The organism is Photorhabdus aballayi (genome assembly GCF_026153155.1).
Taxonomy (GTDB): Bacteria; Pseudomonadota; Gammaproteobacteria; order Enterobacterales; family Enterobacteriaceae; genus Photorhabdus; species Photorhabdus luminescens.
This window is the reverse complement of sequence record NZ_JAPFCD010000006.1, coordinates 147,576-172,611: the sequence shown is the minus strand read 5'-3', so window position 1 is coordinate 172,611 and position 25,036 is coordinate 147,576. Positions and strand designations below refer to the sequence as shown.

Genomic DNA, 25,036 nt, shown 5'->3' with positions numbered 1-25,036 from the left:
TTTTAAATGTTTTGCCAGTTAATCCTTAAAGGGCGATCTAGCCAGGGGAATTTGGCGATATTTAATGGCCACGGCCAATCAGTTAACAGCACATCGAATGGTTGATTTTCTACCGTGATGTTGATTTCTTGCTCATTTATCAGCAATTCTCCTGGTCGTTGTAAAAATAGTTGACGAACGTCATTACAATTTAATTTTTTCCAGCCAGGAAGTTGATTGATAACCGCACTCAGCCATTGATCTATTATCAATTGTTTTTCTGGTTCAATAGAGATTGATTCACTGTTTTCATCAGCCATGAGTCCACACAGAACGTTATTCAGGACTTTTTGCTCTGTTGGTGTTTCTTCGGTTTCCCAAATCAGGTAATCAAGGAAATTGACGGCACTAAATTGGGCCTGACGATGGGTAAATTTTTGTTCCTTAAGTAAACCAAGCTGATTAAATAGTGCTGGTAGCATCGGCCATAGAATTAATATTCCAGCATTATTGACTTGGCACGATTTAGGTAATAAAACGGTTTTGGCGTGTGGCAGGTTAATTGTTTGACGTGGGTTATTGTTATTTACTCCTGTAATGAAAGTGTTATCTGATGCTGATTCTGCGTCAGATCTATTTTTATTTAATTTATCTGAAATGAAGTATTCTGATAAGTACGAGTATTCATTAACCGATAAATGTTTTTTACAGAGTTGTGAAACAGGAATAGTTTGCCAAAGTTGTTTTAACCAACTATTTAATGGAGTCTGGTGAGTTATAATTTGGTGAAATAATTCAATAATAGGTGTTGCATTTAGTCTACTGTTATTCAGTTCAGTTGTGATGCGCGATATGACTTTCACATCAAGTTTCGGTATTTCCTGTGTATTGTGCCGCTGCATGTATCCCAATGCGTTGAGTATCAATTGCCCGGAGGAGATAAACTCCTCCCGGTATTGTGGTCTGTTTGCTCTTTCAGATAATCTGTCATTGATAGCGCTTAATAAAGTAGGTTGTTTGATTGTCAAGAGTCGTTTTAGACTCGGTTCAGATAAACAGCTTTTTGCCAATAATAATGCTAGCTTGCTCTTTATCTGTATTATTTGGTTAGTTAAATGTTTAATATCACTATTTTTACTATTGATTATTGCCTCCATTTGATTTAATGTTGAGTCTTTTTGATATAAAGTGTGAATGAATTCCTCTGCATTGATTGAGCTATAATCGCCAAATAAAATGGGGCTGTGGATAACTTTATTTGGTATAGGTTCATTCAAACTGATTTTTTCTTGATGATTTATTTGATATTGATTTAGAGCTTTACTTAAGGCTATATTAAGCTGGCGTGGAAACACTGAATTGAAGTTATGTAAGCTTATTTCACCAAGATTTAAGGTCAATGTTTCTAGATATATATCCTGATTAATAGGATGTTGAGTAAAGAATGTATTGAATAAGCTATTTATATTGGCTTGATTAAGTAGGGAGCCATGCAATACTGTTTTAGCCACCTGTTGATTGTTAGCTTCAATAGTAATGGTAATCCGATTTAACAGATTTGGCTCCGAAGTCATATCAATATATCCTTGATGATTAGCAAATAATAGATAGTTTAGATCTGTATTTATGGAATTAAATCTTCATAATAAATGCCAGAATATAATAAGGAGGGATAATATTAGCGCTCGCATCAACATCATGGGTGTGTTCCTTTCCATTACCAATGTAAGATGTGTAAAAGTAATGAGGGATACTTTCCCTTCCTACAAAAAGGCTTCTACCATATTCTTCTGTTTTGCTCATAAAATCACGAGAGTAAGGATTATTATCAAGTTGTTGGGGAACTTGATTCTTATCAAGTTGACTAGAGCCATATTTTGCTCCTGTTAGGTCAAAGTAGGCCATTCCTCCTATATGTTGATGTTCTGGTATTTGATCCAAGGACAGTTTTGTACCTTTTATGGTGATTGTCAGTTCTTTATTGGTAGTACTTATTTTAAATTGCTTATTATTAGCAAAAAGACCAGAAGCTTTTTTTCCATTATTTTTATTAATATCGGAAACTTTACCGCCTAAAATAAACCGATCGATTAAATCTGGCGTGTCATTCTTACCATCACACAGCGCCCAACCATCAGGGATATCACTACCAGAAAACATCACAATTATCCCTTTGGGGAGTACATTATTGGAATCAATACTGACACCGCTTGAATCAACAATGATTCCGCTACCGGCTTTGACTGAAACACCATTATTATCAACGTTAATCCCATTGTAAGGTTTAATTGCTAACGCTTTTTTATCAAAATGCAGTCCGCCAGTTGAATTAATAATTGTCTGTAAAGTTCCGTCATCCGTCAAACTCAAGCCATCACCAGGTTCTCCTGATTGTCCGGGGGCTTGCCCGGTTGCTTTGCGGCCAATGTCAGCAATATCAATCAAGTCAGAATAATCGGTTTGTAGGGGAATACTGCCTTCTTTAAAACGGCTTTTTAGATCATTTGTTGAAGGACCTGTTGATTTAAGATGAGTATTTTCTAAATTGTTTTCTGAATTATACGGGTTATATTTATTTGCCATTTTATCACCTTGTATAAATTATCAAATAATTCTATTTTCTTGATTTCTCATTCGCAGGTTAAATCTGAGAATTTTAAAATGTTAGTATTTAAATATTTTTACTAGAGTAGGGTACATATAATAACTGGTTGCTGATAATGACTTCTGTATTCCATTCAGTACCGGATTCACCAATTACCTCAATACGCTGCTGTGCGGTAGCGATTCGCATACTACCAATACCTGTTACCGCGGAAGGTACTCTTCCTAAGGTTAAGGTTTCTAAAATGTTATATGCCTCGTCTCCTAAAGGAGCGCCATTATTTTGCCAACGTTTATAGGTACTGGCAAAGTTATTAAAATGTTCCGGTGACAGCCAGTGAATAATCATGGAAAGATGAGCGGGAAACTCAGATAAAATTTCGGTTTTCACCCAAGATTCCAATTTATAAGGATCAACGCCCTCATTCTCAATGAGTTGGCGATTAATCACCACACTGACCACGAATGAAAAGCGATCAGCTAAAGCATATTTTTCGCTGGAGAAATACCAACGATAGCGCCATGCTTCTGCCTCTGGTGGAAAATTACCTGATGAATCTTTACTGCGTTTAATGAGTATCTTTCCTTGAATGCGATCAAATTTAACCACTGTTGCTTTGAGTTCATAATCAGTTTCTTGGGTTGGTTTGGATGGGGTAATCACATATTTCAGTGTAATTTCATCATTTTCTTCGATCATCGCTGGAAAGGGGCTTTGAGTGCTGGAAGTGATCCAGCGTTCATCTTCGGCATCGCTTTGATAGGCTTGATTGGTATAAACCAATTGATAATCCATGTCTTCCAGCCATACCGGACTGTTTAGCCAGCGCAGTTTATCTTGCTCAAATGCCTGTTGCACTCTGCTCAGATTACGCTCCAGTTCGCTGCTGTTACTGATACTAAGAGAGAAGGTATCTTCTGTGACATCAGTAATCATTTGACCACGTAATACGAGTTTATTATCACCTTCATAGACAATGAGATTGATTACCTGTCCTTGCAGTAACCGGCCTGCTGTACCTTGCTGGGTAATTTTTAATTGATCGCCTTCAACTATTAGAGAATCAGGTTTTTGCTCGGTATCAAATGCTTTGTCAGGTTTTACCGGTAAGAGTTGACGATGTTCAATCAAATAGAAAGGCAAGTTAGCCAGATTAGGCGTTTCACTAAAACACTCTCCGCCCAGACCTAGCCGGGCAGCGATACGTTTCTGGAGCGCTGACACCTTATCGATACGAATATTGTTACGCTGATAGGCCAGTTCGGGCTGTTGAGCCAGGTATCCCCGTTGGGTAGATAAAAAATCCAGTAAATCTAGGGTAAGTGGCCGGGCAGCGCGCTGAGTGCCAAAATAGCCTAGTAGATAATCTACAATTGTCAGCTCTTTTGCATAGTTTTTGGTTTGAATAGCGCCTTGATGAGAGATTTGTGAATCGTTGTTGAGCTTTGTTAGCAATTCAGATGCTATATTTTGATGAACTTGCTGATTGACCGTATCAGCTTTAAAAGGCCATTGAATACCGTAGACGTTATTTTCTCGTTGTTTAAACGCCAACAGTTTTGGCAGCAAGTCGAGTTCGGCGCAGCCATTAGCCAGCATCTGTTCAAACGGCAGCATAAATTGGTGTAATTGTATCTGTTGTTGGCTATTGGCATAGGTTTGTAATCCATAGCAAGCAGGTAATTTATTGCTTACCGGATAGTAATCCAGGACTTTTCGATGTTTTCCCCAATTTAATAATTCCGGCTGGGTATTAATTAGCGGATCGGCAATGATTTTTTCCTCTATTTGTTGTTTGGAAACGATAATATTAATTCCACCTTTGGCGGTAATGGTGAGTGGACTGTTTGATGAGGTAATTAATGCCAGTGGATCGCTGCCCCATAATCTGGGGTAATATCCTTGGGCGATTTTCCAGGACCAATTATCGTTCGGTAGCGGGGAAATGATTTCATCGTGCTGAGTGAGAGCTAATCGGGTGATATTTTGCACCCCTTTAATTGCCAGTAATTGATTAACCAAGTGGCTTAAATTTAATACGGTAGCGCCGGTGTAATCTTTGACTTGCGGTAATGTCGGTATCCAGCCGTGACGCAAATAGGGGCCGGAGAATATCTCTTCGTTACTGTAACCCTGATCTTTTATGGTTTGCGTGGTATATCGTTCGGGTTTTGCCTGCGCCATCTGTTCCGCTGTTATATAAACTTGGGCAAATATGCCGGCGATATCGTTGACATCATCATCAAGTTCAATGTCAATTTGTAGAGGAAAATCGGTGGGTTGTAGCCAGATAATATGGCTGACAGATTCCCCCAAGTTACGATTATTTTTCAGGAAAGTCTGCAAACTTTTCTGAGCGAGTGTTTTATTGTTTTCAGTTTCCCGGCTAGGGAGTAAATAGAGCCAATAATTTCCTCTTAACGTTAATCGTTCGCTATTTGGGGTTGAAGTGAAACTGTATTCACGTTTTTCTTTGTTATACCAGTATTCATAACGTTGATTTTCAGGTTCGCGAATAAGCTGTACATCGTTAAAGAAAAAATAATCTGTGTTTTTTTCACTCGCTGCGTCGCTGCTATGCAGGTCCAGCAAAGCCCGGCGATAATCTTCCACAGTAATCGGTCCACAAGTCAGCATTTGTTGCGGGCCAAACTCTTGCGGGAAAATGCCGTCATTGGGAGGTTGTTGCTCTTCTTTCGGGGTAAGCAGATCCCTGAGCGGCAGTGAATGACGATAGGCCAGATCGGAAGCGCCGTAGCAGCACGCTTCTAGTAAGGTGATTCCGGGATCGCTGGTACTGGTATTGCTCCAACATTGGCCGGATTGCTGTTCAATAACGGTCTTGGCCTGCGAGAGTAAGGCGTCAAAGGTAATATCGTCTTTAACAATGGGGAATAGCGCATCCTGATTATTCATTATCAACTCCTTGGCTTGGGGAAGTGTCATCAGGCCAGACTAGAATCAGTACCTCGTTATCGGCAGCCTCGATACTTTCACCCACCGCGCTGGTGGGATGGTTGGCGATTGTCATACTTAGGTCAGTGACGCGTTCTACCAGCGGGGATTGTTGGATGGCGGCTAACAAGGGGTAGTAGTCAATGCGATTACCGGTTGTGACGCCAATAGCGCTATTTTCTCCCCACGGCATATATTTTCGGCTTAATTCCTGTTGTAACTGATAATGACCGTAATCAGGGTTAACGCCTGGAGCAAACACCAGTTGATAGCGGATCAGGACATCAACGTAGGTGGGATTGTCAATTTCAATGGTTGTCCAGAGGCTGCTTAATTGGCTTAGCCATTCGACCATCTCTGTCAATCGAGCCGGGTTTAGTGTTGGACGTAGTGCATCATCGTTATCTTTATAACGGCTGTCAGGGATCACAATCAGTCGTTGTATTTCCGGCGCCGGGATTTTGGTTAATTCATTGACGGAGGGGGATTGGACGTCAAATAAGCTGACAAAATGATCTTTTAGCAAGGTGGCGATATTTCCCCAACTCAGTACCCGATTACGGTGTGACAATCGGGCAGGGACCCTCGTCAGGAAGGATTGCCCGGTTTCTGGTGGGCGACCGTTCCAGGAGGCCCAGGGTTGTGTGACGCTACTGATTGCAACAGATGCGTTGACCGGTTGTTTAATGCTGTTGGCGATCAATCCGTTGATAAAGTGCTCCTGCTCAACGGTTTCTGGGTTGATTAAAGTCGCCGTGGCGGCGTTATACAGCAGGCCCTTAATGCGTGGGTAATCCTGAGGCTTAGTCTGATCAGTTATCTCTGCTTTTAGCCAGTATCGTCCCACTGGCATCAAGGCAGACTGATTTGATGCATCCTGTGGTAATAAGGTACGCCAGATACCCCGGTCAAATAGGTGACGAGTTTGATCATCAACTAATTTATCCAATTTGTTCCAAGTGTTGCTGGTGTTGAGGTAAAACCAGGATAAATTGAGCGCTTTAAAACCGACTAGTTGCCAGTAGAGAGACAAAGTTTGCCCCGGCAGTACATCCGTAAAGCCTAAGTAGAATGCTTCATGAGTGAGTGTTGGCGTTTCTGTGTTGGCATTACCCCAACCAAAAGGTGTCAGAGGATAAACGGTGTATTGCTCAGTTTTTACTTTAGCGCTGAATGTGATTTGCAACGCACTGATTTGCGGAGTGTAGGGTACGTTTTTGTCAGTAGGATTTTGCCAGTATTGGGCATGCATAAAATCCTGTTCGGCCAGTTCTATGCGTATTGAAGCAGGCCAATCATTGGGTGAGGGGCTGTCTGCGAGAGGGTAATCCATTGCAGGTAAAGTAAAAGTTAGGCTTTGCCCTTGCGGTTCGTTATCTCCACTGAATAATGATTGGAGTCCATTAATCGTCTTTCTTTCCTGAGGCGTGATTAAGTAACCCTGTACTTTAAATGCGCTATTGTCAGGTTCAGGGTTGTACCCTTTATACCACGCTTTAAAACTCTTGGTAGGTAAGCCAACCCATTGAGGCGTAAGGGTCAGTATCGCATTTTCGGAACCATACCATTCAGGGGCAACCAGATTAAAGCCGGAACCTGGCAATGGCGATTGACCAAAGGGGAAACTGGTGGTATCCGCCTGTTCGATACCGCTATCAGAGGCATAGTGCACATTGCGGTTGCCGTTAATATTGATTTCAATACCGGTAATTTTGGGCAACGAGGGTTGCTGAGTGGCGCCTAATTTTAGTACCGGTACGTCGAATGTCATGCCATCAAGGTTATCTGGCGGGCTGGTAGGATCATCTGTGGATGATAATTTAAGTTCAATAGTGGTTTTGTTAGCAAGATTTACCGATAACGATAACCAGTGATCTGCTGCACTGATTTTAGCGGTGAGGTGTTCAGCTTGACCTTGCCAATCGTTTTCCAGCGTCAATGTGATATGACGTTCTCCAGCGGACATAGCAAATAAAGATGAAGTGATCAGATAACCGGATAGAACCGGCATATCATGGGCTGTTGGGCTAAAAAGTTGAATGCCATTTTCAGGTAATGCAATGTTATTCGAAAGGTTAAAAGGTATCGCTGATTGCCAGCCATTGTTACCCTCTTTCCGATGCCAACGTAAATCGGTCAGCTCCCCTTGATTCGCCAATAAATCCATGTCTGATGCATATTGTAACGGGTTTCCTGCGCTATCCTGCCCGGCATCAAACAGCGTGCCTTGTGGTACCAGAAATTCCTCGTTATTGGTATTCAGGCTAATGCCGATGGCAACACTATCCGCTTGGGCGTTTCTGGGATTCAGCCCCAGTAATTCCCGGTAATAAAGATCACGGTGTCGTGCCGGGAAGGTGTTTAATAAGCGGTTGGTTGTTTCTAATAGTTTTAAAAAAGCCAGTACAAAAACTTGATGTGCGGGTAAAAGGCCATCCGCTTTGTTAGCATGTTGGTAAATATCGGCTAATTGCTGAGGACTATTTTCCTGAATAAAGTAAAAACTATCCCAGAACTGTTTTTTCTCTTGATCGAAAGGGATGATTGCGGTGTATTCTTTAAGCCAGTTTAAAATATCCAGCGTACTTCTTTCATCAAGTTTAAATTCAGTATCTGGCACAATAGCAGAGAGTTTATTGTCTAACTCGGCCTGTCCCATATTTATACCACCTGTTATTTGCATATATTCCTGATCGTTTTTCAGGAGATCGTTGTTATTTAAAAATAAGGTTGAAGAGGTTATTTATCCGGCAGTGACACTATATTTATCCGGTAGTGACACTATATTTATCCGGCAGTGACACTATATTGACTGGCAATAAAACGACCTTTTCCCATACTCGGCGTTGTCACATCTGGGCCCGTCGATGGATTATTAGCAGGTTGCGTCGGGGTAAAACGAGCGATAAATTGTTGCCCGACAATAATCATCGAGGCAGGAGTGCGGCAAAAGTTTACTTGCTGGCTGGCATTTAATTGAGCAATGGTGACGATTCCCATACCGGGTACCGGATGGCTAGGGGTAATATATTGTGCTTGAAGCTGTACTTTTTTTTCATCACCCGCAATAACGATTTTTTTGCCCTGGATTTTGGCGTGTCCGCTGCCCCGAATGGTCGCTGGTCCCAGGATGGTAACTTGCCGGTTGCCAAATAACGGTTCGAATAGCAGGTTGTCGCCATCAACTACCAGTTGCTTACTCATAGGTTCACCCGTACCCGGCCTTCGTTAACTTCAAGGACGCCTTCAAGCTGCTGGCTGATGTCGCTGCCCCTTAGGGCGTAAGTGACTTGAACATGCAGGGTATTGGGTAAGTTTGTTCTCTGGTTTACTTGAATCTCGGTAATTTCCGCACGCGGCTCATAGCGTAATACTCGTTCTTCAATGCGGGTTTGAATTTCCGCCATCAATTCATCGCTGATATTGGCAAACAGATAATCATTCAGACCACAGCCATAGTCTTCACGCATAATCCGTTCGCCGGGTTCAGTAAGAAAAAGAATATTTACACTCTGGCGGACATTTTCTGCTCCCTCCGCCATGATGACGCCGGATTGTATTTCAGGCGGGTTGTCATTGATAAAAAACTGTGGCGGAAATGCCCAACCGCGGCCATAAATATCGGTCAATATTTTATTTGTCATCTTATTGCCTTGTTATTGTGTTAGGTTAATTTTCGCCCCTTTAATATCAACGCCAGATTTTCCGGCGGCGGAGAGGGATTTTTCAGCCTGTAGGTTAATTTCTTGCGCATGAGTAATGAGATTCTTAGTTGAATTCAGCGTGATGTCTTTATCCTGTTGCAGAGATACGGTATTTTTTCCGCTATTCAATGCGAGGGTTTTATTTTGATTATCGAAGGCTAATGCTTGCTGATTATTCCCTTGTTTGATTACCAACGTTTTTACCGGATTTTTTTCACTCGGCTCTAGCGGGGATTTATTTTTCGGGTTGTGCATAGAACCTAATATCACCGGGAAACGGGGATCGCATTCAAAAAAGCCGACAATCACCTCATCACCCGGTTCAGGATAGAAGCAAAATCCACTTTCATGACTGGCGTAGGGTTTACCCAAGCGAGCGAAAAGTACGCCATTAGTTAAGTTTAGGGCCGGTATTTTGACCGGAATACGGTCCAGTGATTGTTGGTCTTGCTGGTATTTTTCCACGACGCCGATGTGTAGCTCTTTTACTTGCGGTACTGCATGCTCCGTTTCCGGCAATAAACCGAGTGTTAACCGGGTACGCCAGCCTTGTCGCTGTGAGAGCGTTTGACTGACGCCGGTGATAATGGCTTGACCATCCATCCCCTGACCAAAGCCGCTTAACGCCAGAACATCCCCCGGTTGATAACGATCATCGCCTTCGACTTCAACATTGCCGGATATATTATGGCTTCGCCGGTTGTCCATAATGCCTTGAGCAAGATGTCTGGCTTGTTCATTATCCAGTGGGTAGCTGAAAGTCCATTGCCACTCTTGATTGGTTAGATCTGACAGGCCATCTGTGGCAAGTTGACCACCGCCAAGGCCGCTGTTTTTTGCTTGAATTGCCTGAGATAGCTTTTGTTGGCTAATGTCCCAAGAGTGTACGCTCACCGTTTTAGGGCTATGTTGGTTATCCCATTGTAGATTCGCTTCAAACAGCACAATGTCCTGATCGTTGGCCCGTTGGCGAACAGTATGCACGGTTGATTGATTAAGCGCTTTCGGCGTAATCAGCGTGACCGTCTCGTTACCGGGCAGCAGCCAGGTGTTCGTGGCAAGCAGACGATTTTTTAAAAAGGTCCAGTCATTGCAACGGAACTGCACCATTTGTTCATGCACCGTTTTAAGTTGAGGGGCTTGTTTTATTGTTGCGGTTATACCTATTTGACTGCATAACTTTCTAATAATCGCTTCGTCACTCTGTTGACTGAATAGTTGCGAATGGAGGCCGTGAGTGAGTTTTTGTAGCGGATGTTTGGCTGTCAGGGTAATTAGGCTGTCTTGGCCTTTGAACTTAAGCGCTTGCCGAACAATGATCCCCTTAAACAATACCGTTTTTTGCATCTGGACGATAAGTTCATGATTCGGACGGCAGTTTGCCAGTTCAGCTTGTGCCTTGGCGCTAAAAATTTGGCTGGCATCACCGGCTATATTTAAGGTGATGTTAGCCGAAGGGATACCATTGATGTGATGGTTGACAGTAAGCGTGATGACAGAGAATTGGTTGAGTGTTTTTCCATCTATTTTAATGGTTATTGCGGGTGTCTTCATGCATCCCCCTGCGCTTGCAGTGTTTGACCGGGAGTGAAGTCATCAAGATTATCCAGATCGTTTTGCCAAGCTAGGGAGAGATAATCAATGCCGCCAGCTAAAGAAGCTCCGGCACCTAAGGCGATTAAGGGCAGGGAGATCATATCGGTTACGCTGACTGCGGTAACTGGCGGTGATTTTAGTTGTTGCTCGGTGGCTTGAATAACCAAGCTTTCGTCTGCGACTAAAGATAAAGTGGCGCTAGCCCGTAACGGAGTCGCATCACGATCAAATAGGGTGTAATTAATGGCGAGGCCGCTGGCTCGGCAGGCAAAATAGCCTTTGTTTTCCCAACGCATTTTGCCCCATTTGATTTTAAGAAAGTGGGGAACGTGGGTGCTGGCATCAACCGCACATAGGGATTTTAGCGTCGCCAGTTGGGTTTCTACCGGGGTGTTATTGCCGGGCATCGTGGCATCAAATAACAGGACTAATGACAGACCGGCGGGTTGGGATAACACATAGCGGCTGCTTTGACTGGCGCTGTTAACGCTTTCATCTTGTTGATAGCGAGTCTGATAATCGAGTTGGATGGCGTCGGGGTTATACATGGCTTGTAAACTGCCTACCGAGACTTTACCTTCCCGGTCTTTGAAGGCGGAGAGAGTGAGTCTGGATAGGCTACGTTCAATTAAGCTCATAGTGACCTCCTGCTTCACGCAATGCGTCTAATACTTCCCGTTTCACTATCTCAATCAGACGGGCATTATCCAGCGCTTCCTGAGCTAACGTCCGTGAAGGAGCGGAATCGTTCACGGAGTCGGTGACTTTGACTTGAATAATCAGTTCCTTAATTTCGACGGTCATATTTTCGCTCCTAACCAGCGCATATCCTGATAACGTAATTCCAACGAGTTCACCAAAACGGCATTGCTATTGGCATCAAAGTCGCTGGTGGACCAGCGAACCGGTAAGGCATTACTTAATGTCCAGCTTGCCACTGGTAACGCATTTTCATTCAGTAACATGATGACAACATCGGCATAAGTCGCTTTTTCTCCGCGCAGGATGCGATCAAAGATTAAAGTTAACGGGGTGACTGTCATCACGCCGCGTTCTAGTATCAAACTGCCATGCTGGATCTTCTCCACCAGCCAGGTATTGCGGGCGTTTTCTCCACCTTGACTGTGTTGGGTGGTTTGCAGTTCACGGTTAAGGCCCGATATACGCTGAAAGGCAATATCCAGTGGGCTAGGAATATTATTAAACAGGAAACTGGCGATAAAACGGTGTGACACCGATGGGGTGTAGAGGTTGTTCATATTTTGCCCCTGTTTAACTCGGTATGGTACCGGCACGGGTATCAAATGTCAGATTCAGCTCAATGAATTCCGCCGGAATTAAAACGGCCAGTCTGATCTTGATGATCATTTTTCCGGCCCGCAGATCCTCTTCGCTCATTGATTCGTCAACGCCCAGTAGTACTTCAAATGCTTGATCTTCCTGGGTTCCCCTTAGTCCGCCTTTTAGCCATAACTGACGCAGCCAGTTGTGGGCTTGACCTTTAAATTTCATCCAGGTAATGGCGTTATTCGGCTCAAAGACAAAGGCTCGGCCCAGTTGAGTCATATGGGCTTCGATATAGGAAATCAAACGGCGGATCTGAATATAGCGCCAAGGGGAGCCGGGAGTGTTGTCCAATGTTCGGCATCCCCAGATTCTGATGCCTTTACCGGGAAAACTGCGCACCAGATTCAGTGAGGTACCCTCTGGGTTAAAGAGAGCATCAGCTTCAATATAGGAACGTATTGGGCTGATCACTTTGGCTAACGCGACATTGGCTGGCGCATGCCAGACAGCCGTGTGGTTATCGTGGTGTTGGATGACGGCAGCAACCGCAGCGGTCGGTGAGAGCACGATAGACTGGCCGTTTTCCTGGTAGGCGCTTTTCACCCTTGGCCAATAGAGTGCGCCCCATTGTCGATCAGAGGAAGAAAACTGTTTTAAACATTCAGCGGCCAATATTGGATCGTCTGGCGCATCCAGTAATCCCATGATACCGCGACGACTTTTGCAAAGATCGAGTACTGATTGCCATGATTGTAACCAGAGCTGAATTTTATTGTGTTGGCCTGTTTTTATCGGATTAAGAAGATGGACAATATCAGGGACAACAATCAATGTGATTTCGTTCTCTGTGGCGATTGCCTGTTTAACCCAATCCTGTTGCAGTGTGGTGAGCAATGACGGGAGATCTTTTAGCTGCTTATCAGAACCCAGAGACAGGACATAAGCTTGTTGACCGTCGTTTTCAAAGAAGTGGCGCACGGAATAGTACATTAATCCTGACTTGTCCCAGATTAGGGGAAAATCGGCCAGGCTGTTTAGTTTGATGGTAAGGTTATCGTTAGTATTTTCATTTGTGACCGGTCGGGTATAACCAATAAAGACCGGTACGCCGATAAATTCATTATCCGGTTTTAGGGATATTAGATTTTCCGTTATCGCAACGCCTGGCTGTTTTATCTCCATTATCATCTCCTCAAATGGCTGAGTAGACGCGGTGTTAAGCCGCGTCTCGGTACGGTTACTGGGCTACATTTTGGCTAAATTGGAGGATAATAAATTCAGCCGGGCGTACCGCCGCCATGCCAATTTTGACGATCATTTTCCCTTGTTTAATGTCGTCGTCGGACATGGTGATACCCTGGCCGATTTGGACAAAATAGGCTTCTTGTGGTTTATTTCCCGCGAGTGCTCCTTGTTGCCATAAGGAATAGAGATAGTTGTCAATGGCTGATTTCACCCGTTCCCAAGTGGGTTGGCTGTTGGGTTCAAAGACGGCAAATCGCATTGCTTGCTTGATGTCCCGTTCTGCGCTATTAAATAAGCGACGAACTGGGATGTAACGCCAGTTGTCATTGTTTTGCAGAGTACGAGCGCCCCACACGACAAAACCTTTGTGGCTGAAATAGCGAATAGCATTGATGCCTTTCGAATTCATCTCCCCTTGTTCATCGTCAGTAAGCCGTTCGGCTACATCACTAATTCCGCTAAGTACAACATTCGCCGGTGCTTTCCAGACGCCACGGCTGGCGTCAGTGGCGCAATATACGCCTGCTATCACTGCGCTGGCAGGAATGATGTTGCCATTGGATGTTATTGCGCTCTTTATTGCATTAACCGTCTGCTGGTAGACGTTTTTGTTCTTCTCTTTGAGTTGCGCCAGATTTTTGACGACATCCGGTTTTGTTGTTGCATCCTCATAACCTGAAACGGTTATCGAGTTCTCTTCCGCTTGAATAAGCTGTGAGACTCTCACCGCAGGATAATAAGCGGCAGTTTGTGATGCGACGTTAGTGCTGATGGCGGTTGTTTTATTCTGATTGTCAGCGATCAGGAAGTAGCCTGCATTCAGTAATGAAGGTGTGAGGCTGTTGTATATTTGACTTTGGTAACTGGCATCCTGCTCAGGGCAAACTATTAAGGTGATTTCTAAAGCCTGCTCAATTAATTCGGGGATTAATGCCAGAGTGGCGCTATCTTCAGTATTAGCGATGGGCAGGATATAACAGGGCCCGCCGCCATTCTGAAAATAAAGTCTTAAAGCATCACTGCTCGTTGTATAAGTGCCGACAGTCACCTCGTAAGTGTAATCTGTGCCGGTATCGTCTGCATCAGGGGCGATATCGGTCATGGCGGCAACTTCTGCATTGCTGTCCGCTTTTTCAGGGGGCGGCGGTGGAGTAGGCGCAGTTGATTTGATTGTTATTGAGGTAATACAACCCACATTAAATAAGTGAGTGAAATCCAGCCAGCTACTAACGCGCGTCGCTTGTGGCTTTGTGCCGGTTTTTTTAGGTGAGAAACGGCCAATGAAAACGGGGATTGCGGTGTTTCCTTGGCTGACAGAAAGCGCCAGTGATGCATCTTCTTCAATATAGACGCCGGGGTAGGTTGGTGTTGTTGGCATTCTGCCTCCAATTATTGTGCGATATCCTGCGTGAACTGCAAGATAATGAACTCGGCTGGACGAACCGCCGCCAGACCCACTTTGACAATCATTTTGCCTTGTTTGATATCGTCATCGGTCATGGTGATACCTTTGCCGATTTGGACAAAATAAGCCTGCTCGGCTTTGTTGCCCATCAGTCCGCCTTGTTGCCAGAGAGCATAGAGATAGTTATCGATAGCCCGCTGGACGGCTTTCCAGGTGGGTTGGTTGTTAGGCTCAAACACCGCGAAACTCATGGCGTTTTTAATGTCTCGTTCTGCGCTGTTAAACAGGCGGCGAACTGGGATATAACGCCAGTTATCACTGTCCTCAAGCGTGCGGGCGCCCCAGACTGTGGCGCCAGTGTTCGGAAATTCGCGGATGATATTAATCGCTTTGCCGGTGTTATAGATGCCTTGTAAATCATCGGTAACTTTAAATATCGGTTTCATCCCACCTTGTAACATGACATTGGCGGGTGCTTTCCAAACGCCACGGGAGCGGTCAACCGAGCAATAGATGCCGGCAATGGCGGCGCTTGGGGGAATTAGGGTATCGGTTGCCCAATCTGCCGTTAGCCAGGGATAATAAACGGCGGCAAACGGGTTTTGATCATAATTATCTCGGGATGTGCCATCAGATTTTAACGCGGTCGTTGGGCCATCAAAAATGGCAAATAAGCCTTTGCCCGGTTGGCAAAGTGTGCTGACGGCATTGTTGATGGTTTCTCCGGCGGCAACCAGTAATGTCACATCGTCAAGTACTGGGACCTGCTTTTCTAAATCTTGAGTTCTGATGAGATAGCCATATCCCCCGCCGTTAATAAAATAGGCTCGCAGTGAAACATCAACGATATTTTTAGGATCAAATTGCTCACCTTTTAGCGCCAAATAATCCAGCCAGCTATTAATACGGACTGGAACATCTGTGGGTAAAAATGAATTGTCATTTGCAACGGCGAAAACAGGCACTGCTGTTGCTCCCGAGCTAACTGAGAGTGCGAGTGAGGCGTCTTCTTCAATATAAACGCCGGGATAGGTTGGTATCGTTGGCATATTGCCTCCAATTATTAGGTGATATTCTGCATGAATTGCAGAATGATGAGTCATACATTGTGATGATCATTTGTCGGCGTATTGGCAGCTTGATTAGGCTGCTTGAATTGTCACTCGGTCTGCTGTCAGGGTGATTTCCTGAATTGCAATTTCATTACTGGCGGCATCAAAAGAAGGGGAGGTTAATGAGGTTGGAAAGGCATTCGCCACGCTCCAGGACATTAAAATTTCAGTGCCTGTTTCATTGGTTAAGCTAATAGAGATATCTTTTTTTTCAACCTGATTAAGCTGAATAGAATTAATCCAGTCAAAAAGTTTGGTATCGCCGGAGAATATACCTTTGCGTAAAGTAATATTAATAGACTGACGTTGGCCTGGCATTTTATAGTAATTACCGATGCCATCTTTATACTCGATTACGTCATGAGAAATATCGAGTCCAGAAACGCTGGTAAAAGGAATTTGTTCATCACCAATCGACACAACAAATCGATAAGTGGGAATAGGATAGTCAACAGCAATTTGTTCTGGAGTTATAGCCATGATTTTTTCCTTTGTTTATTATTTACATTTAAAATATTCAGAAAGTGTTTTTCACTTTATTTTCATTAGTCACGAATTATGGGTATAGCTACCGCAACAACCTGAATTTAGCGGGTTATTATCTATAATAAATATTTGTTCAGTGATTTATTTAAATCACTTGTAGTTAAATAGTGAAATTATAAGTGGCAAGGTATACATATATTTTTTATTTTATAATTATCATTAATTAATAGGAAGAGCAAGATGAATTTATTAATGATGTTACATATCCACATATTTATATTGTTTTTATAATTCAGACAGGGTAATTAATAGAGTTATTTTCTATTTATCTGGATTAATGACTTAATTTTATTTTTTTATCTGATCAACTTATGATCATTATGTGTATTTCGTTCTGTTATTTAAAAGATGAGATTGGTATTATTTTGCTTTAATTGAGCCCTATTCCTTTCTCAATAGATGGCGAGCAAAAATTCGCTTTCGGCGTTTAAAAAAACCTTGGTTAATGAAAGGCATTTTCCTTCAACAAAGTGCACTGTCACATCCCCCATTTTTACAAAAAAGTTATCGATGATAAACGCGGTACAACAGCGAATCTTAACAACAACATCATTAAATTTATTAATAAATTTAATGATTAATTATTTTCAACTGATTGGTATGACAAAATACATTGGTTTTTTAATAGGCTATATTATCAATTTTAATCGATATTCACGATAGAAATTAAAATATTTGATAGTTTTTAACGATTGTTTGTATGATTTTTGAGCGATTTAAGCAATTTTATTTTTATAATTGGAATCTATAACATTAGTTTCAATATGAAATACTAAAGTGTTTTAAATATTTAAATGTATGTTATTATTGCGTTAATATTTTGTTTTATCTGGTTGGTATGTGAGTGGTAATGCGTCTGTTATTTTGATTTTGGAGTGATTAGCATGAATAAGAAAGTCAATGTACTGCGTGGCGCCAGGCGTCAATCGGGTTTTACGCTGATTGAAGCATTGGTGGTGATGATTGTCGGTATTGTGATATTGGCCGCCGCCGCCGCCGGAATTGGTAAGTTGTTTCGGGCTTCGGAAATTTCAACCGAATCGTCGAATATTACTCAGATGGCTGCAAATTTGAAGTCAATTAAAAATGGCGCCAAAGGCTATGACAGTTTGGATAACAAGATTGCCATTGATTACAAAGTCGTTCCCGCCAATATGACTCAGGATGGTAAGAGCGGGATTATTTTTAATAGTTGGAATGGCAAGGTAATCATTTCTCCGGGAGATACCACTGCTCAGACTTTTAAGATTGAGTATCAAAATGTGCCTGATGAGGCTTGTCAACAACTTTCGCTGAAATTGCGGGTTGCCGGTTGGTCGAAAATGACCGTGGGTGGCGGAGGTGGAAAAGGGCAGAAATCTGGCATAGAAATTAAACCAGATTCGACTTTGGCGCAAATTGAATCAGCATGTAATGCCAATGATGCAAATACCGTGACGCTTGTTTCCGCCAGTTAGAACATTGATTTTAGAACATTGATTGTTTTGATGTGGTATGTGGCTTGGCAAGCTTGGTGAAGGCTTCTCAAGCTGCATTTTCTTGGTGAGGGAAGTCGCCGGTTTCTCTGGTTTTGTTGTTGTTTCCCTTATTTAATGGGGTTCATTGTGTGCTGAATCTGCCGGGAGATCATCATGGTGATAGGGTGGTTGCAATCTTCTACCGGATGTTTGGTTCTGGCGTCAGGGTTGCTGGGGCTGTGTGTCGGAAGTTTTCTTAATGTGGTGATCTGCCGCCTGCCGATTATGCTTTTCTCTGAAATCAATGACTCTGAAATCAATGATGAGGCTGCTAGCTTTAATCTCTGTTTTCCCCGCTCCCATTGTCCACGTTGCAGCCATGTGTTAGCGGTCCGCGATAACATTCCCCTGTTGAGCTATTTATACCAGAAAGGGCTCTGTCGATACTGTAACGGTACGATTTCTATACGCTATCCACTGGTTGAAGGCGCGGTAGCGGTACTGTTTTCTTTACTGGCTTTGGATCTGGGCTGGAGTTACTCGTTGTTAGGGTTATTGGTGCTGAGTTCGATGTTGATTGCACTGGCGGTAATTGATTTCGAGTATATGTTGCTGCCCGATCAACTGACGCTTCCTTTGTTATGGTTAGGGTTGCTGTTCAATCTGTATTCTGCCGGCTTTGTGGCACTACCTTTGGCCGTCAGCGGCGCGGTTTGCGGATATCTGTTTTTCAGGCTGGTAGCGTGGATTGCTCGGCAATGGGGCCAGCGTGATGCATTGGGAATGGGAGATGCTAAATTTTTGGCGGCGCTCGGGGCTTGGTTGGGGGTGGAGGCGCTCCCATTAGTGATTTTGCTTGCAGCCAGTTTCACATTAATAAGTTATCTGACGATTTGGCGGCTACGCAGAATGAGAACGGCGCCACAGATACCTTTCGGCCCAGGTCTGGCAGTCGCTGGATTGATTGTGGCGCTTTTCAATAGGTAGCCAGACATGAGTGGGCCGCAGTGTAGTTCCCTTGGGGCGGGATCGCTTTGGGGATAAATAGTTTATCGGATGGAATAGGTTTTCTTACTTAATGATTAAGAAGGACTATTTATGCATGTTATGCATGATGATGAGTCTGTATCTGTATCGATGATAAGCCGCCATGATGCAGGTTTCACTTTGCTGGAGGTGACTGTTGCTCTGATAGTACTGGCATCAATGATGGTAGTTGGTGTGATTTATCTGAATAGGCAGAGTGATATGTTGGTGAATCAGGTCGTCGCCGGGCAGATCCAGCATCTTGGCGATGCGGTGGTGGATTATGTTAATGATAATTATGTCGCTCTAAGTCGTGGACCCACTCCAGCGCCAATTAATTGGGCAGAGATGACCCCTTATTTACCGCCGGGGCTTGACCAGAATACGGTCAATCCGCTTGGTCAAAAATATGATGGCGTATTACGAGTTGTCATACTGCCTAATGGCAAAAAACGCATTGATCCGTTGGTTTATACCGTTCCGGCAATGGCCGATGGAAAACAACCAAATGTTGCTGAACATTCGATGAAGATTGCGCAATTGATTGGGGTTGGCGGTCTGTATCTGGATTACAGAAATCGAGATCATCGTAATCCGGCCACTTATTGGAATAGTTATGGCCAGGTCAATGCGCCTGAATCTTTTGCTGGTTTTTTTAATGAACAACCCAAGGAAATTGGCCGTATTTTTTATGCTCCGTTCATGCGGGATGCGTCAATCTATGGCCCAGGAACATTGGCGGGCGATTTGCTTCATCGACAAAAAATAGGCGGACATCCAGAATGGAATAGGATGGAAACCAGCATCAATATGGGGGGGAATGGCCTTGAGCAGGTGGATATGCTGTCGATGCAAGGCCCCGGCATGGTTAATGGTGTGAATAAGATCGCCTTCTCTTCCCGCTCTCAGGGAAAACCCTCCTATATTGAACAAAATAGCGATGGTGAAGTGGTTGTCAATCCAGAACATGGCACGTTGTTTATCCTTGATGGTAATGCTAATCCCAGTAATAAAGGGACTTTGGCTGCCGGTGATGTTCATGCAGATAAGAATGTCATTGTTGGCAATAACTTAGTGATAAACACTCAAACTGGAAATCTTGTCGGCGGCAAGTGCCCTGCGTTAGGTAATGTGTCCATGAGCAAGCAGGGGGAATTGCTGGTGTGTCAGGGAATTAATGTCGATAAGTCAGATTTGGAATGGAGAGATGCGAGTGGAAGCAGGCGGTTATTGGCAAGTCAAGCGGTAATTAGTCGTGGTTATTGGCTTGCATCGGGAATGTCAAGTAAGGGAGAGGGAGGTGACTATTATGCTGGCAGTGGCGGTAAAGCAAACAGTCGGAGTCAGCCTTTTTTTAATAATTCAAATGCCCCTGTGTTAGTCACCGTCTCTACACCTCCGATTTCTAATAACCATCGTATGCGTTGCGTGTTGGCTGTGTATGAAGCGGATGAAAATGGCAACAGCCAGGAATCTGATTTGCCGCTTGTTTTTCAACGATCTGAGCTGGTGGATTATCCAGAAGCGAGTTCCAATGTAAATCGAAAGAATACAAGAACTTGTATAGTGACATTCATTGCTGGACCACATCGCAAATATAATATTGCCAGCGTATTCCATTCTTCTAATAACAGGTCCCATATTTTGAGAAGTCATCACTGATGAACAGAATTTTGTGCATCTGATGATTTGGCATTAACCAATCTAGAGTAATAGGAGAACATAAATGTGGCCATTAGCGATTGTTGGGATTGCCGTCGTATTTTTCATGCAACTGATTTTTGGCGAGTTGTTGTATGAAGTGCGTGTGCAGTCAGTGCGTGCCAAGACTGATGTAGCCGCGCTGTTTCGTAACTATGCTTCAGTCGGCGCGCAATTGCTTAATAAGCATTCCGTTGGCGTGATCAAGAGTCGCAAGATGCGGCAGGCATTGGCTGCTCGACATATGACGTGGGTGAATACCGATGCCTGGTGTGACAACGTTGCCAGCCAGTGCCTCTGGGGCGGGTTTATTTCAGGGGCTCATGTCTATATTTTCCGCAAAAATAGCCTCCCCGGCGACAATGGGTTGCTGCATCGCGCTTTCGGAGAGTTGCTTAAATGGAGTGCTGAGCCCGATCAGATAGGTTTTAAGCAGGGTTCCAGACTTATCGACGGTAGAGGAAAACGGGTAGAAAGTCTGCTTGCCAGACAGTTACCGGATGGTGTGCGGAAGTTTGTATCTGACGGAGCGCTGGTGGAAATACTGTAGTTGTTGTTTCGCAAGCGGGCTTTCCTTCGGTCACTGGGCTTTGTTAATAGGTTGTTTGGCTATTTTTTTCTTTTTGGAAAAATCGATGAACAAAATAATCACATATGTTTTTACGGTGCTTGTCTGTATGTCAAGTGTCGCCGTTTATGCAACACCGATGCTGACGCCAGTTCCTGCGGCGGCGGTGTGGACAGCAACTCCGGGGCAAACTCTGCGTGATGTTACACAAGAATGGGCCAGTAGATCTGGCTACCAAGTGGTATGGGATGCTTCCTATGATTTCCCTATCCGAGCTAGTCTGCGTTTTAATGGCACGTTTATCCATGCGGTAAGCGAGCTGTTCGAAGCCTACACGATGGCGAATCGTCCTTTCGTTGTCGATATTTATCAGGAACAGCGGCTTGTTCATGTCCAGGCTCGGGGGTAATAACATGCATATCCAGTTTTTGACGTTTTCCAGATTGGTGTTGTTGCCCTGCATAGCGGCTGGCCTGTCAGGTTGTGCGGCAATCTCTAATGTCGATCGGCAGGCAGATGCCGAGATGGCAAATGCTACCGGTATTATTAAGGAGTTGCGCAATACTCCCGCCATGACGGCGGTGCATGTGCATGAGCATGGTTATTGGGTATCAACTAAGGAGATTCCATCAAAGAAGGAGGGGGAAACGGTTTCCTGCATGTTGACTTTGCAGGAAGCTGAACCGATGACGCTGAGTCAGTTTGCGGAAAAGATCAAGCGTATCTGTGGCGTGCCGGTGCAGATCAGCGCTGATGCGCGGTTTGCAGTGCATCCCAGTGCGGCGCCGGCATTGGAGGAGAAAGAAAATGGTCAGGGGATTGTTGTTGACAATTCGAACGCGCAGTCAGTATCTGAAAGCGGTGAATCAGAAGAGATGAGAATAAACGTGAATTGGCATGGTTCCTTGGCAGGTTTGCTTGATTCGGTCATTTTGTCGTCAGGATTGCATTGGAAGGTACATAATGGAACAGTACATATTTTCAAAACAGAGACGCGGGTATTTCAAATATATGCATTGCCGGGTACGGATGCATTGTCTGCCAGCGTGACAGCGACGACCAGCGCAACGTTCGGCGGCGGCTTAAATGGAAGCGATAGCGGCAATAGCGGCAGTTCCCAAACTCTCGCGACTTCTTTGACCCGTTCGGTTATGGATGAGATCCAAAAAACAGTGTCGAATATGTTAACACCTGGTGAAGGTAAATTAACTTTATCTATGGCGACGGCATCATTGGTGGTGACCGACTCACCTGAAGTACTCGATAGAATTAAAGATTATATTGATCAGCAGAACAAATTATTGACAACGCAAGTGGTGCTTAATGTCAAGATCCTTAACCTGACGTTCGATAGGTCTGATCAGTATGGCGTTGATTGGTCACTGGCCTATAAAAGCGCTCATATCGGCGTGGGCGGTGAAGGCAGCAGTGTTACTGATGGGCGTGATATCAGTACCAATATTCATATTCTCAAGGGGCCATTTAGTGACAGTAAGTTACTGATCAAGGCGTTATCGGATCAAGGTAAAGTCTCTATAGTGACTCAACCTTCTGTGACTACATTGAATTTGCAAGCAGTACCGATGCAGGTTGCAACGCAGACCGGTTATGTTTCATCAATTTCTAGTACTTCAACGCCACAAGTCGGCATTTCAGTCGGGATCGAGCCGGCGACAGTGACGACGGGTTTTAATATGTTGATGCTGCCTTATGCAATGGCCGACAAGCAAATATTGTTGCAGTACAACATTAGTTTGAGCGATTTAAAGAGGCTGGAGAAATTCGGCAAGGAAGAGACCGGTCAGGTGCAGTTGCCGACAATAGATTTACGCGCATTCAGTCAGAAGGTGAGACTACATTCAGGTGAAACGCTGGTGCTATCAGGGTTCGAGCAACAGTCAGATACCAGTGATCGTAATGGTTTGGGTAGCCCGGATAATCAATTCTTGGGTGGGAGCCGTCAGGGTAAAAGAAACCATAATGTGATCGTAGTCATGATTACCCCTATAGTGGTAGATTGAAAAATGACCCAGACTGAAACAGGCGCGGAGCGCGCTATGCAAATCAAACTATATGGTAAAACTTTGGTCGCAGGCATCATCTGGCGACCGCCTGTCACTGTGTTAACACGTTCTAACATCCGTAGGAATGGGATTGCCGCAGGGTTTACTTTGGTTGTCCGGCATCGTGCTGGGCGAAGTATACAGATCGGGTATGTACCAAAAGAGGCAGGAGCGCCAGGTTGTTACTCATTGGCGGCCGTGCTTGCTAAAGCGGTGGATAAGCCTAATTGGATAGGTGCGTTTCATTTGCCTGATGGGCATTATGCATTGGTAGCGGTACATCAAGGCTCGATCATGGCTGGGCGTGATTTAATCGGCACTCGTGAAGAAATCGAAGCGAAATTGCGCGATACGGTGCAGTTGGTCGAGGGAGCCAATGGGGTGTGGAATGCGATTTATGCGCCGAAGGAGTTTGAATCGCCGTGGTTGGAGATGCCATTAGCGCAATTGTTGCCGCAGTCCGCATTGAGAAAATCTGTCGGCCAGCTTGAGAGTTTAACCGGCGAAATGTCGAAGCATCAAATTAAGATCTTTGCCATGACCGCAGGTATTGCGTTTTTGTTAGCCGGCGGTTGGTGGATATGGCACATCCATCAGCAGAATACGCAAATAAGGGTACCGGATTTATCCAATGAGGTGGTGGAAGTTCCGCCGCCGCATCCGTGGCTTACGCAGCCGACAATGGAATGGCAGTTTGCTGCATGGAATAAAGCTTTAGCCAAAGTTCCCTTATCGCTTGCGGGGTGGCAGGTTGAAGCCATTATGCTGGATGCTGATGCGGTTTCTGTGAGTTATCAGCGTCATGACGGGATGCCGATCAATGTTTTCCAGGTTGCTGCTATCAATATTTTCCGGGCTGGCCCGGTGATTTCCAATGGTGGGGAGCAGGCACAGGTATTGATACCGTTTGGGCAGTCGCAGAGTCATGATCAGGAAAACAACGACGATGTATTGCAGTCGACAGATCAGGCGCTGATTGAGCTGATGTCTTATTTTCAGGCGCTAGGTTTGCCGTCTCCAACTTTGACCGAGGGCGCTTCCGTTTTGCCGCCGCCTCCGCCCCCTTTGCCGGAGGGAGAAACACGCATGTGGGCCAATCCTGATTGGCAGACTTATAACTGGACGTTGACTTCTCAATTATCTCCAGATGCTTTGTTTTCAGGTAAGCCGCTCCCCGGATTGAGAGTGACCAGCGCCAGAATTGTGTTATCTGATGGTTTTCCTGAGTGGAAGCTGAGTGGAGTTTTCTATGCAAAAAATTAGCCAGCTTATAATCAGTCTATTTGTGGCGTCGGTATTTTCCCTGACATATGCGCAAACGTCATCTACTGAGCTACCGGCAGCTCAGGCGAAGCATGGTGCGCAGAAGCCTGCATTGCCAGCGGTAACGGCTGACAGCGTTGCCGCGCAACTGGAAAAGTTACAGACGGATTTGATGTTGCTTAAAGCTGAAACCGCAAGGGCAAATGCTCAAGCTGAATTCGATAAAATTTCCAAGATGGTGAATAAAGGAGCCGTTAATAATGGCCTGCCTCTGGTTAAGTCAATCTTCGGGCGCAATGGGGTTCTGACCGCTACGCTCCGGCTTCGTTCAGGCGGCATCATGGATGTGAAAACAGGTGAACAGTTGCCGAATGGTTATAAAGTGGTCCGCATTGATACCGGGGTAGTGACTTTCTCCAAACAGGGGCGATTCTATGATGTAGGTCTTACTGCTACCAACGATGCATCGTTGCTGGATAGCCTTGATTTAATGGTTGCGCCGCCGCTGCGTTAAACCGTTAGTT

Annotated in this window: 22 protein-coding genes; 8 read left to right on the top strand and 14 right to left on the bottom strand. The window is 44.5% G+C overall.

Annotated elements, in window-relative coordinates:
• Positions 1-2: 2 nt before the first annotated feature.
• From OO184_RS05630 to OO184_RS05565, 14 genes are all read right to left on the bottom strand, one after another.
• Positions 3-1,553, bottom strand: coding sequence for a contractile injection system tape measure protein (locus OO184_RS05630; RefSeq protein WP_265378337.1), 1,551 nt, complete (start codon positions 1,551-1,553; stop codon positions 3-5).
• A gap of 58 nt (positions 1,554-1,611) precedes the next feature.
• The gene (locus OO184_RS05625; RefSeq protein WP_265378336.1) at positions 1,612-2,562 is read right to left on the bottom strand and encodes a hypothetical protein; all 951 of its coding nucleotides are present in this window, start codon (positions 2,560-2,562) and stop codon (positions 1,612-1,614) included.
• Positions 2,563-2,650: 88 nt separating this feature from the next.
• Complete coding sequence (locus OO184_RS05620; protein ID WP_265378335.1) at positions 2,651-5,500, bottom strand: baseplate wedge protein; 2,850 nt, start codon at positions 5,498-5,500, stop codon at positions 2,651-2,653.
• A complete protein-coding gene (locus OO184_RS05615) occupies positions 5,493-8,198 on the bottom strand; it encodes a baseplate J/gp47 family protein (protein ID WP_265378347.1) in 2,706 nt (901 codons plus the stop codon). Before OO184_RS05615 ends, OO184_RS05620 begins: the two co-directional genes overlap by 8 nt.
• 128 nt (positions 8,199-8,326) lie before the next feature.
• Positions 8,327-8,743 (bottom strand): contractile injection system spike tip protein, encoded by a 417-nt coding sequence (locus OO184_RS05610; protein WP_265378334.1) that lies wholly within the window; start codon positions 8,741-8,743, stop codon positions 8,327-8,329.
• Positions 8,740-9,183: a GPW/gp25 family protein gene (locus OO184_RS05605; RefSeq protein WP_265378333.1), complete on the bottom strand. Its 444-nt coding sequence runs from the start codon at positions 9,181-9,183 to the stop codon at positions 8,740-8,742. Before OO184_RS05605 ends, OO184_RS05610 begins: the two co-directional genes overlap by 4 nt.
• Positions 9,184-9,195: 12 nt before the next feature.
• On the bottom strand, positions 9,196-10,797 hold the full coding sequence (locus OO184_RS05600; RefSeq protein WP_265378332.1) for a phage baseplate assembly protein V: 1,602 nt from the start codon (positions 10,795-10,797) through the stop codon (positions 9,196-9,198).
• Positions 10,794-11,477: a CIS tube protein gene (locus OO184_RS05595; RefSeq protein ID WP_088372170.1), complete on the bottom strand. Its 684-nt coding sequence runs from the start codon at positions 11,475-11,477 to the stop codon at positions 10,794-10,796. Before OO184_RS05595 ends, OO184_RS05600 begins: the two co-directional genes overlap by 4 nt.
• Positions 11,464-11,643 (bottom strand): DUF5908 family protein, encoded by a 180-nt coding sequence (locus OO184_RS05590; protein WP_088372168.1) that lies wholly within the window; start codon positions 11,641-11,643, stop codon positions 11,464-11,466. The genes OO184_RS05595 and OO184_RS05590 overlap by 14 nt, the downstream gene beginning before the upstream one ends.
• The gene (locus OO184_RS05585) at positions 11,640-12,098 is read right to left on the bottom strand and encodes a phage tail protein (RefSeq protein ID WP_265378331.1); all 459 of its coding nucleotides are present in this window, start codon (positions 12,096-12,098) and stop codon (positions 11,640-11,642) included. Before OO184_RS05585 ends, OO184_RS05590 begins: the two co-directional genes overlap by 4 nt.
• Positions 12,099-12,111: 13 nt before the next feature.
• A complete protein-coding gene (locus OO184_RS05580) occupies positions 12,112-13,308 on the bottom strand; it encodes a phage tail sheath family protein (RefSeq protein ID WP_265378330.1) in 1,197 nt (398 codons plus the stop codon).
• Positions 13,309-13,363: 55 nt separating this feature from the next.
• Positions 13,364-14,749 (bottom strand): phage tail sheath subtilisin-like domain-containing protein, encoded by a 1,386-nt coding sequence (locus OO184_RS05575; RefSeq protein ID WP_265378329.1) that lies wholly within the window; start codon positions 14,747-14,749, stop codon positions 13,364-13,366.
• Between the two features lie 11 nt (positions 14,750-14,760).
• A complete protein-coding gene (locus tag OO184_RS05570) occupies positions 14,761-15,825 on the bottom strand; it encodes a phage tail sheath family protein (protein ID WP_265378328.1) in 1,065 nt (354 codons plus the stop codon).
• A 93-nt stretch (positions 15,826-15,918) separates the two neighbouring features.
• Positions 15,919-16,368, bottom strand: a complete 450-nt coding sequence (locus OO184_RS05565) for a contractile injection system inner tube protein (RefSeq protein ID WP_049585311.1) — start codon at positions 16,366-16,368, stop codon at positions 15,919-15,921.
• Between the two features lie 950 nt (positions 16,369-17,318).
• Here OO184_RS05565 and OO184_RS05560 point away from each other — a divergent pair.
• From OO184_RS05560 to pilP, 8 genes are all read left to right on the top strand, one after another.
• Entirely contained in the window at positions 17,319-17,891 is a 573-nt protein-coding gene (locus OO184_RS05560) for a type 4 pilus major pilin (RefSeq protein WP_265378327.1), read from the top strand.
• A gap of 174 nt (positions 17,892-18,065) precedes the next feature.
• On the top strand, positions 18,066-18,878 hold the full coding sequence (locus OO184_RS05555) for a prepilin peptidase (protein WP_265378326.1): 813 nt from the start codon (positions 18,066-18,068) through the stop codon (positions 18,876-18,878).
• A gap of 111 nt (positions 18,879-18,989) precedes the next feature.
• Positions 18,990-20,579, top strand: a complete 1,590-nt coding sequence (locus OO184_RS05550; RefSeq protein ID WP_265378325.1) for a prepilin-type N-terminal cleavage/methylation domain-containing protein — start codon at positions 18,990-18,992, stop codon at positions 20,577-20,579.
• Positions 20,580-20,724: 145 nt separating this feature from the next.
• A complete protein-coding gene (locus tag OO184_RS05545; protein WP_265378324.1) occupies positions 20,725-21,168 on the top strand; it encodes a hypothetical protein in 444 nt (147 codons plus the stop codon).
• 127 nt (positions 21,169-21,295) lie between these two features.
• On the top strand, positions 21,296-21,595 hold the full coding sequence (locus OO184_RS05540) for a toxin co-regulated pilus biosynthesis Q family protein (protein WP_265378323.1): 300 nt from the start codon (positions 21,296-21,298) through the stop codon (positions 21,593-21,595).
• Positions 21,596-21,599: 4 nt separating this feature from the next.
• Positions 21,600-23,207, top strand: a complete 1,608-nt coding sequence (pilN, locus tag OO184_RS05535) for a PilN family type IVB pilus formation outer membrane protein (protein WP_265378322.1) — start codon at positions 21,600-21,602, stop codon at positions 23,205-23,207.
• 36 nt (positions 23,208-23,243) lie between these two features.
• Positions 23,244-24,512: a type 4b pilus protein PilO2 gene (gene pilO2 / locus OO184_RS05530; RefSeq protein ID WP_265378321.1), complete on the top strand. Its 1,269-nt coding sequence runs from the start codon at positions 23,244-23,246 to the stop codon at positions 24,510-24,512.
• Positions 24,499-25,026, top strand: coding sequence for a type IV pilus biogenesis protein PilP (pilP, locus tag OO184_RS05525; RefSeq protein WP_265378320.1), 528 nt, complete (start codon positions 24,499-24,501; stop codon positions 25,024-25,026). The genes pilO2 and pilP overlap by 14 nt, the downstream gene beginning before the upstream one ends.
• Positions 25,027-25,036 lie beyond the last annotated feature (10 nt).

Excerpts from the sequence above, each read along its gene's own strand:
- OO184_RS05625 (WP_265378336.1), bottom strand. The coding sequence starts at position 2,562 with ATGGCAAATAAATATAACCCGTATAATTCAGAAAACAATTTAGAAAAT.
- OO184_RS05630 (WP_265378337.1), bottom strand. The coding sequence starts at position 1,553 with ATGACTTCGGAGCCAAATCTGTTAAATCGGATTACCATTACTATTGAA.
- pilP (WP_265378320.1), top strand. The coding sequence starts at position 24,499 with ATGCAAAAAATTAGCCAGCTTATAATCAGTCTATTTGTGGCGTCGGTA.
- OO184_RS05600 (WP_265378332.1), bottom strand. The coding sequence starts at position 10,797 with ATGAAGACACCCGCAATAACCATTAAAATAGATGGAAAAACACTCAAC.
- OO184_RS05565 (WP_049585311.1), bottom strand. The coding sequence starts at position 16,368 with ATGGCTATAACTCCAGAACAAATTGCTGTTGACTATCCTATTCCCACT.
- pilO2 (WP_265378321.1), top strand. The coding sequence starts at position 23,244 with ATGCAAATCAAACTATATGGTAAAACTTTGGTCGCAGGCATCATCTGG.
- OO184_RS05610 (WP_265378334.1), bottom strand. The coding sequence starts at position 8,743 with ATGAGTAAGCAACTGGTAGTTGATGGCGACAACCTGCTATTCGAACCG.
- OO184_RS05575 (WP_265378329.1), bottom strand. The coding sequence starts at position 14,749 with ATGCCAACAACACCAACCTACCCCGGCGTCTATATTGAAGAAGATGCA.
- OO184_RS05595 (WP_088372170.1), bottom strand. The coding sequence starts at position 11,477 with ATGAGCTTAATTGAACGTAGCCTATCCAGACTCACTCTCTCCGCCTTC.
- OO184_RS05615 (WP_265378347.1), bottom strand. The coding sequence starts at position 8,198 with ATGGGACAGGCCGAGTTAGACAATAAACTCTCTGCTATTGTGCCAGAT.
- OO184_RS05540 (WP_265378323.1), top strand. The coding sequence starts at position 21,296 with ATGTCAAGTGTCGCCGTTTATGCAACACCGATGCTGACGCCAGTTCCT.
- OO184_RS05570 (WP_265378328.1), bottom strand. The coding sequence starts at position 15,825 with ATGCCAACGATACCAACCTATCCCGGCGTTTATATTGAAGAAGACGCC.
- OO184_RS05550 (WP_265378325.1), top strand. The coding sequence starts at position 18,990 with ATGCATGTTATGCATGATGATGAGTCTGTATCTGTATCGATGATAAGC.
- OO184_RS05585 (WP_265378331.1), bottom strand. The coding sequence starts at position 12,098 with ATGAACAACCTCTACACCCCATCGGTGTCACACCGTTTTATCGCCAGT.
- pilN (WP_265378322.1), top strand. The coding sequence starts at position 21,600 with ATGCATATCCAGTTTTTGACGTTTTCCAGATTGGTGTTGTTGCCCTGC.
- OO184_RS05560 (WP_265378327.1), top strand. The coding sequence starts at position 17,319 with ATGAATAAGAAAGTCAATGTACTGCGTGGCGCCAGGCGTCAATCGGGT.
- OO184_RS05605 (WP_265378333.1), bottom strand. The coding sequence starts at position 9,183 with ATGACAAATAAAATATTGACCGATATTTATGGCCGCGGTTGGGCATTT.
- OO184_RS05555 (WP_265378326.1), top strand. The coding sequence starts at position 18,066 with ATGGTGATAGGGTGGTTGCAATCTTCTACCGGATGTTTGGTTCTGGCG.
- OO184_RS05580 (WP_265378330.1), bottom strand. The coding sequence starts at position 13,308 with ATGGAGATAAAACAGCCAGGCGTTGCGATAACGGAAAATCTAATATCC.
- OO184_RS05590 (WP_088372168.1), bottom strand. The coding sequence starts at position 11,643 with ATGACCGTCGAAATTAAGGAACTGATTATTCAAGTCAAAGTCACCGAC.
- OO184_RS05620 (WP_265378335.1), bottom strand. The coding sequence starts at position 5,500 with ATGAATAATCAGGATGCGCTATTCCCCATTGTTAAAGACGATATTACC.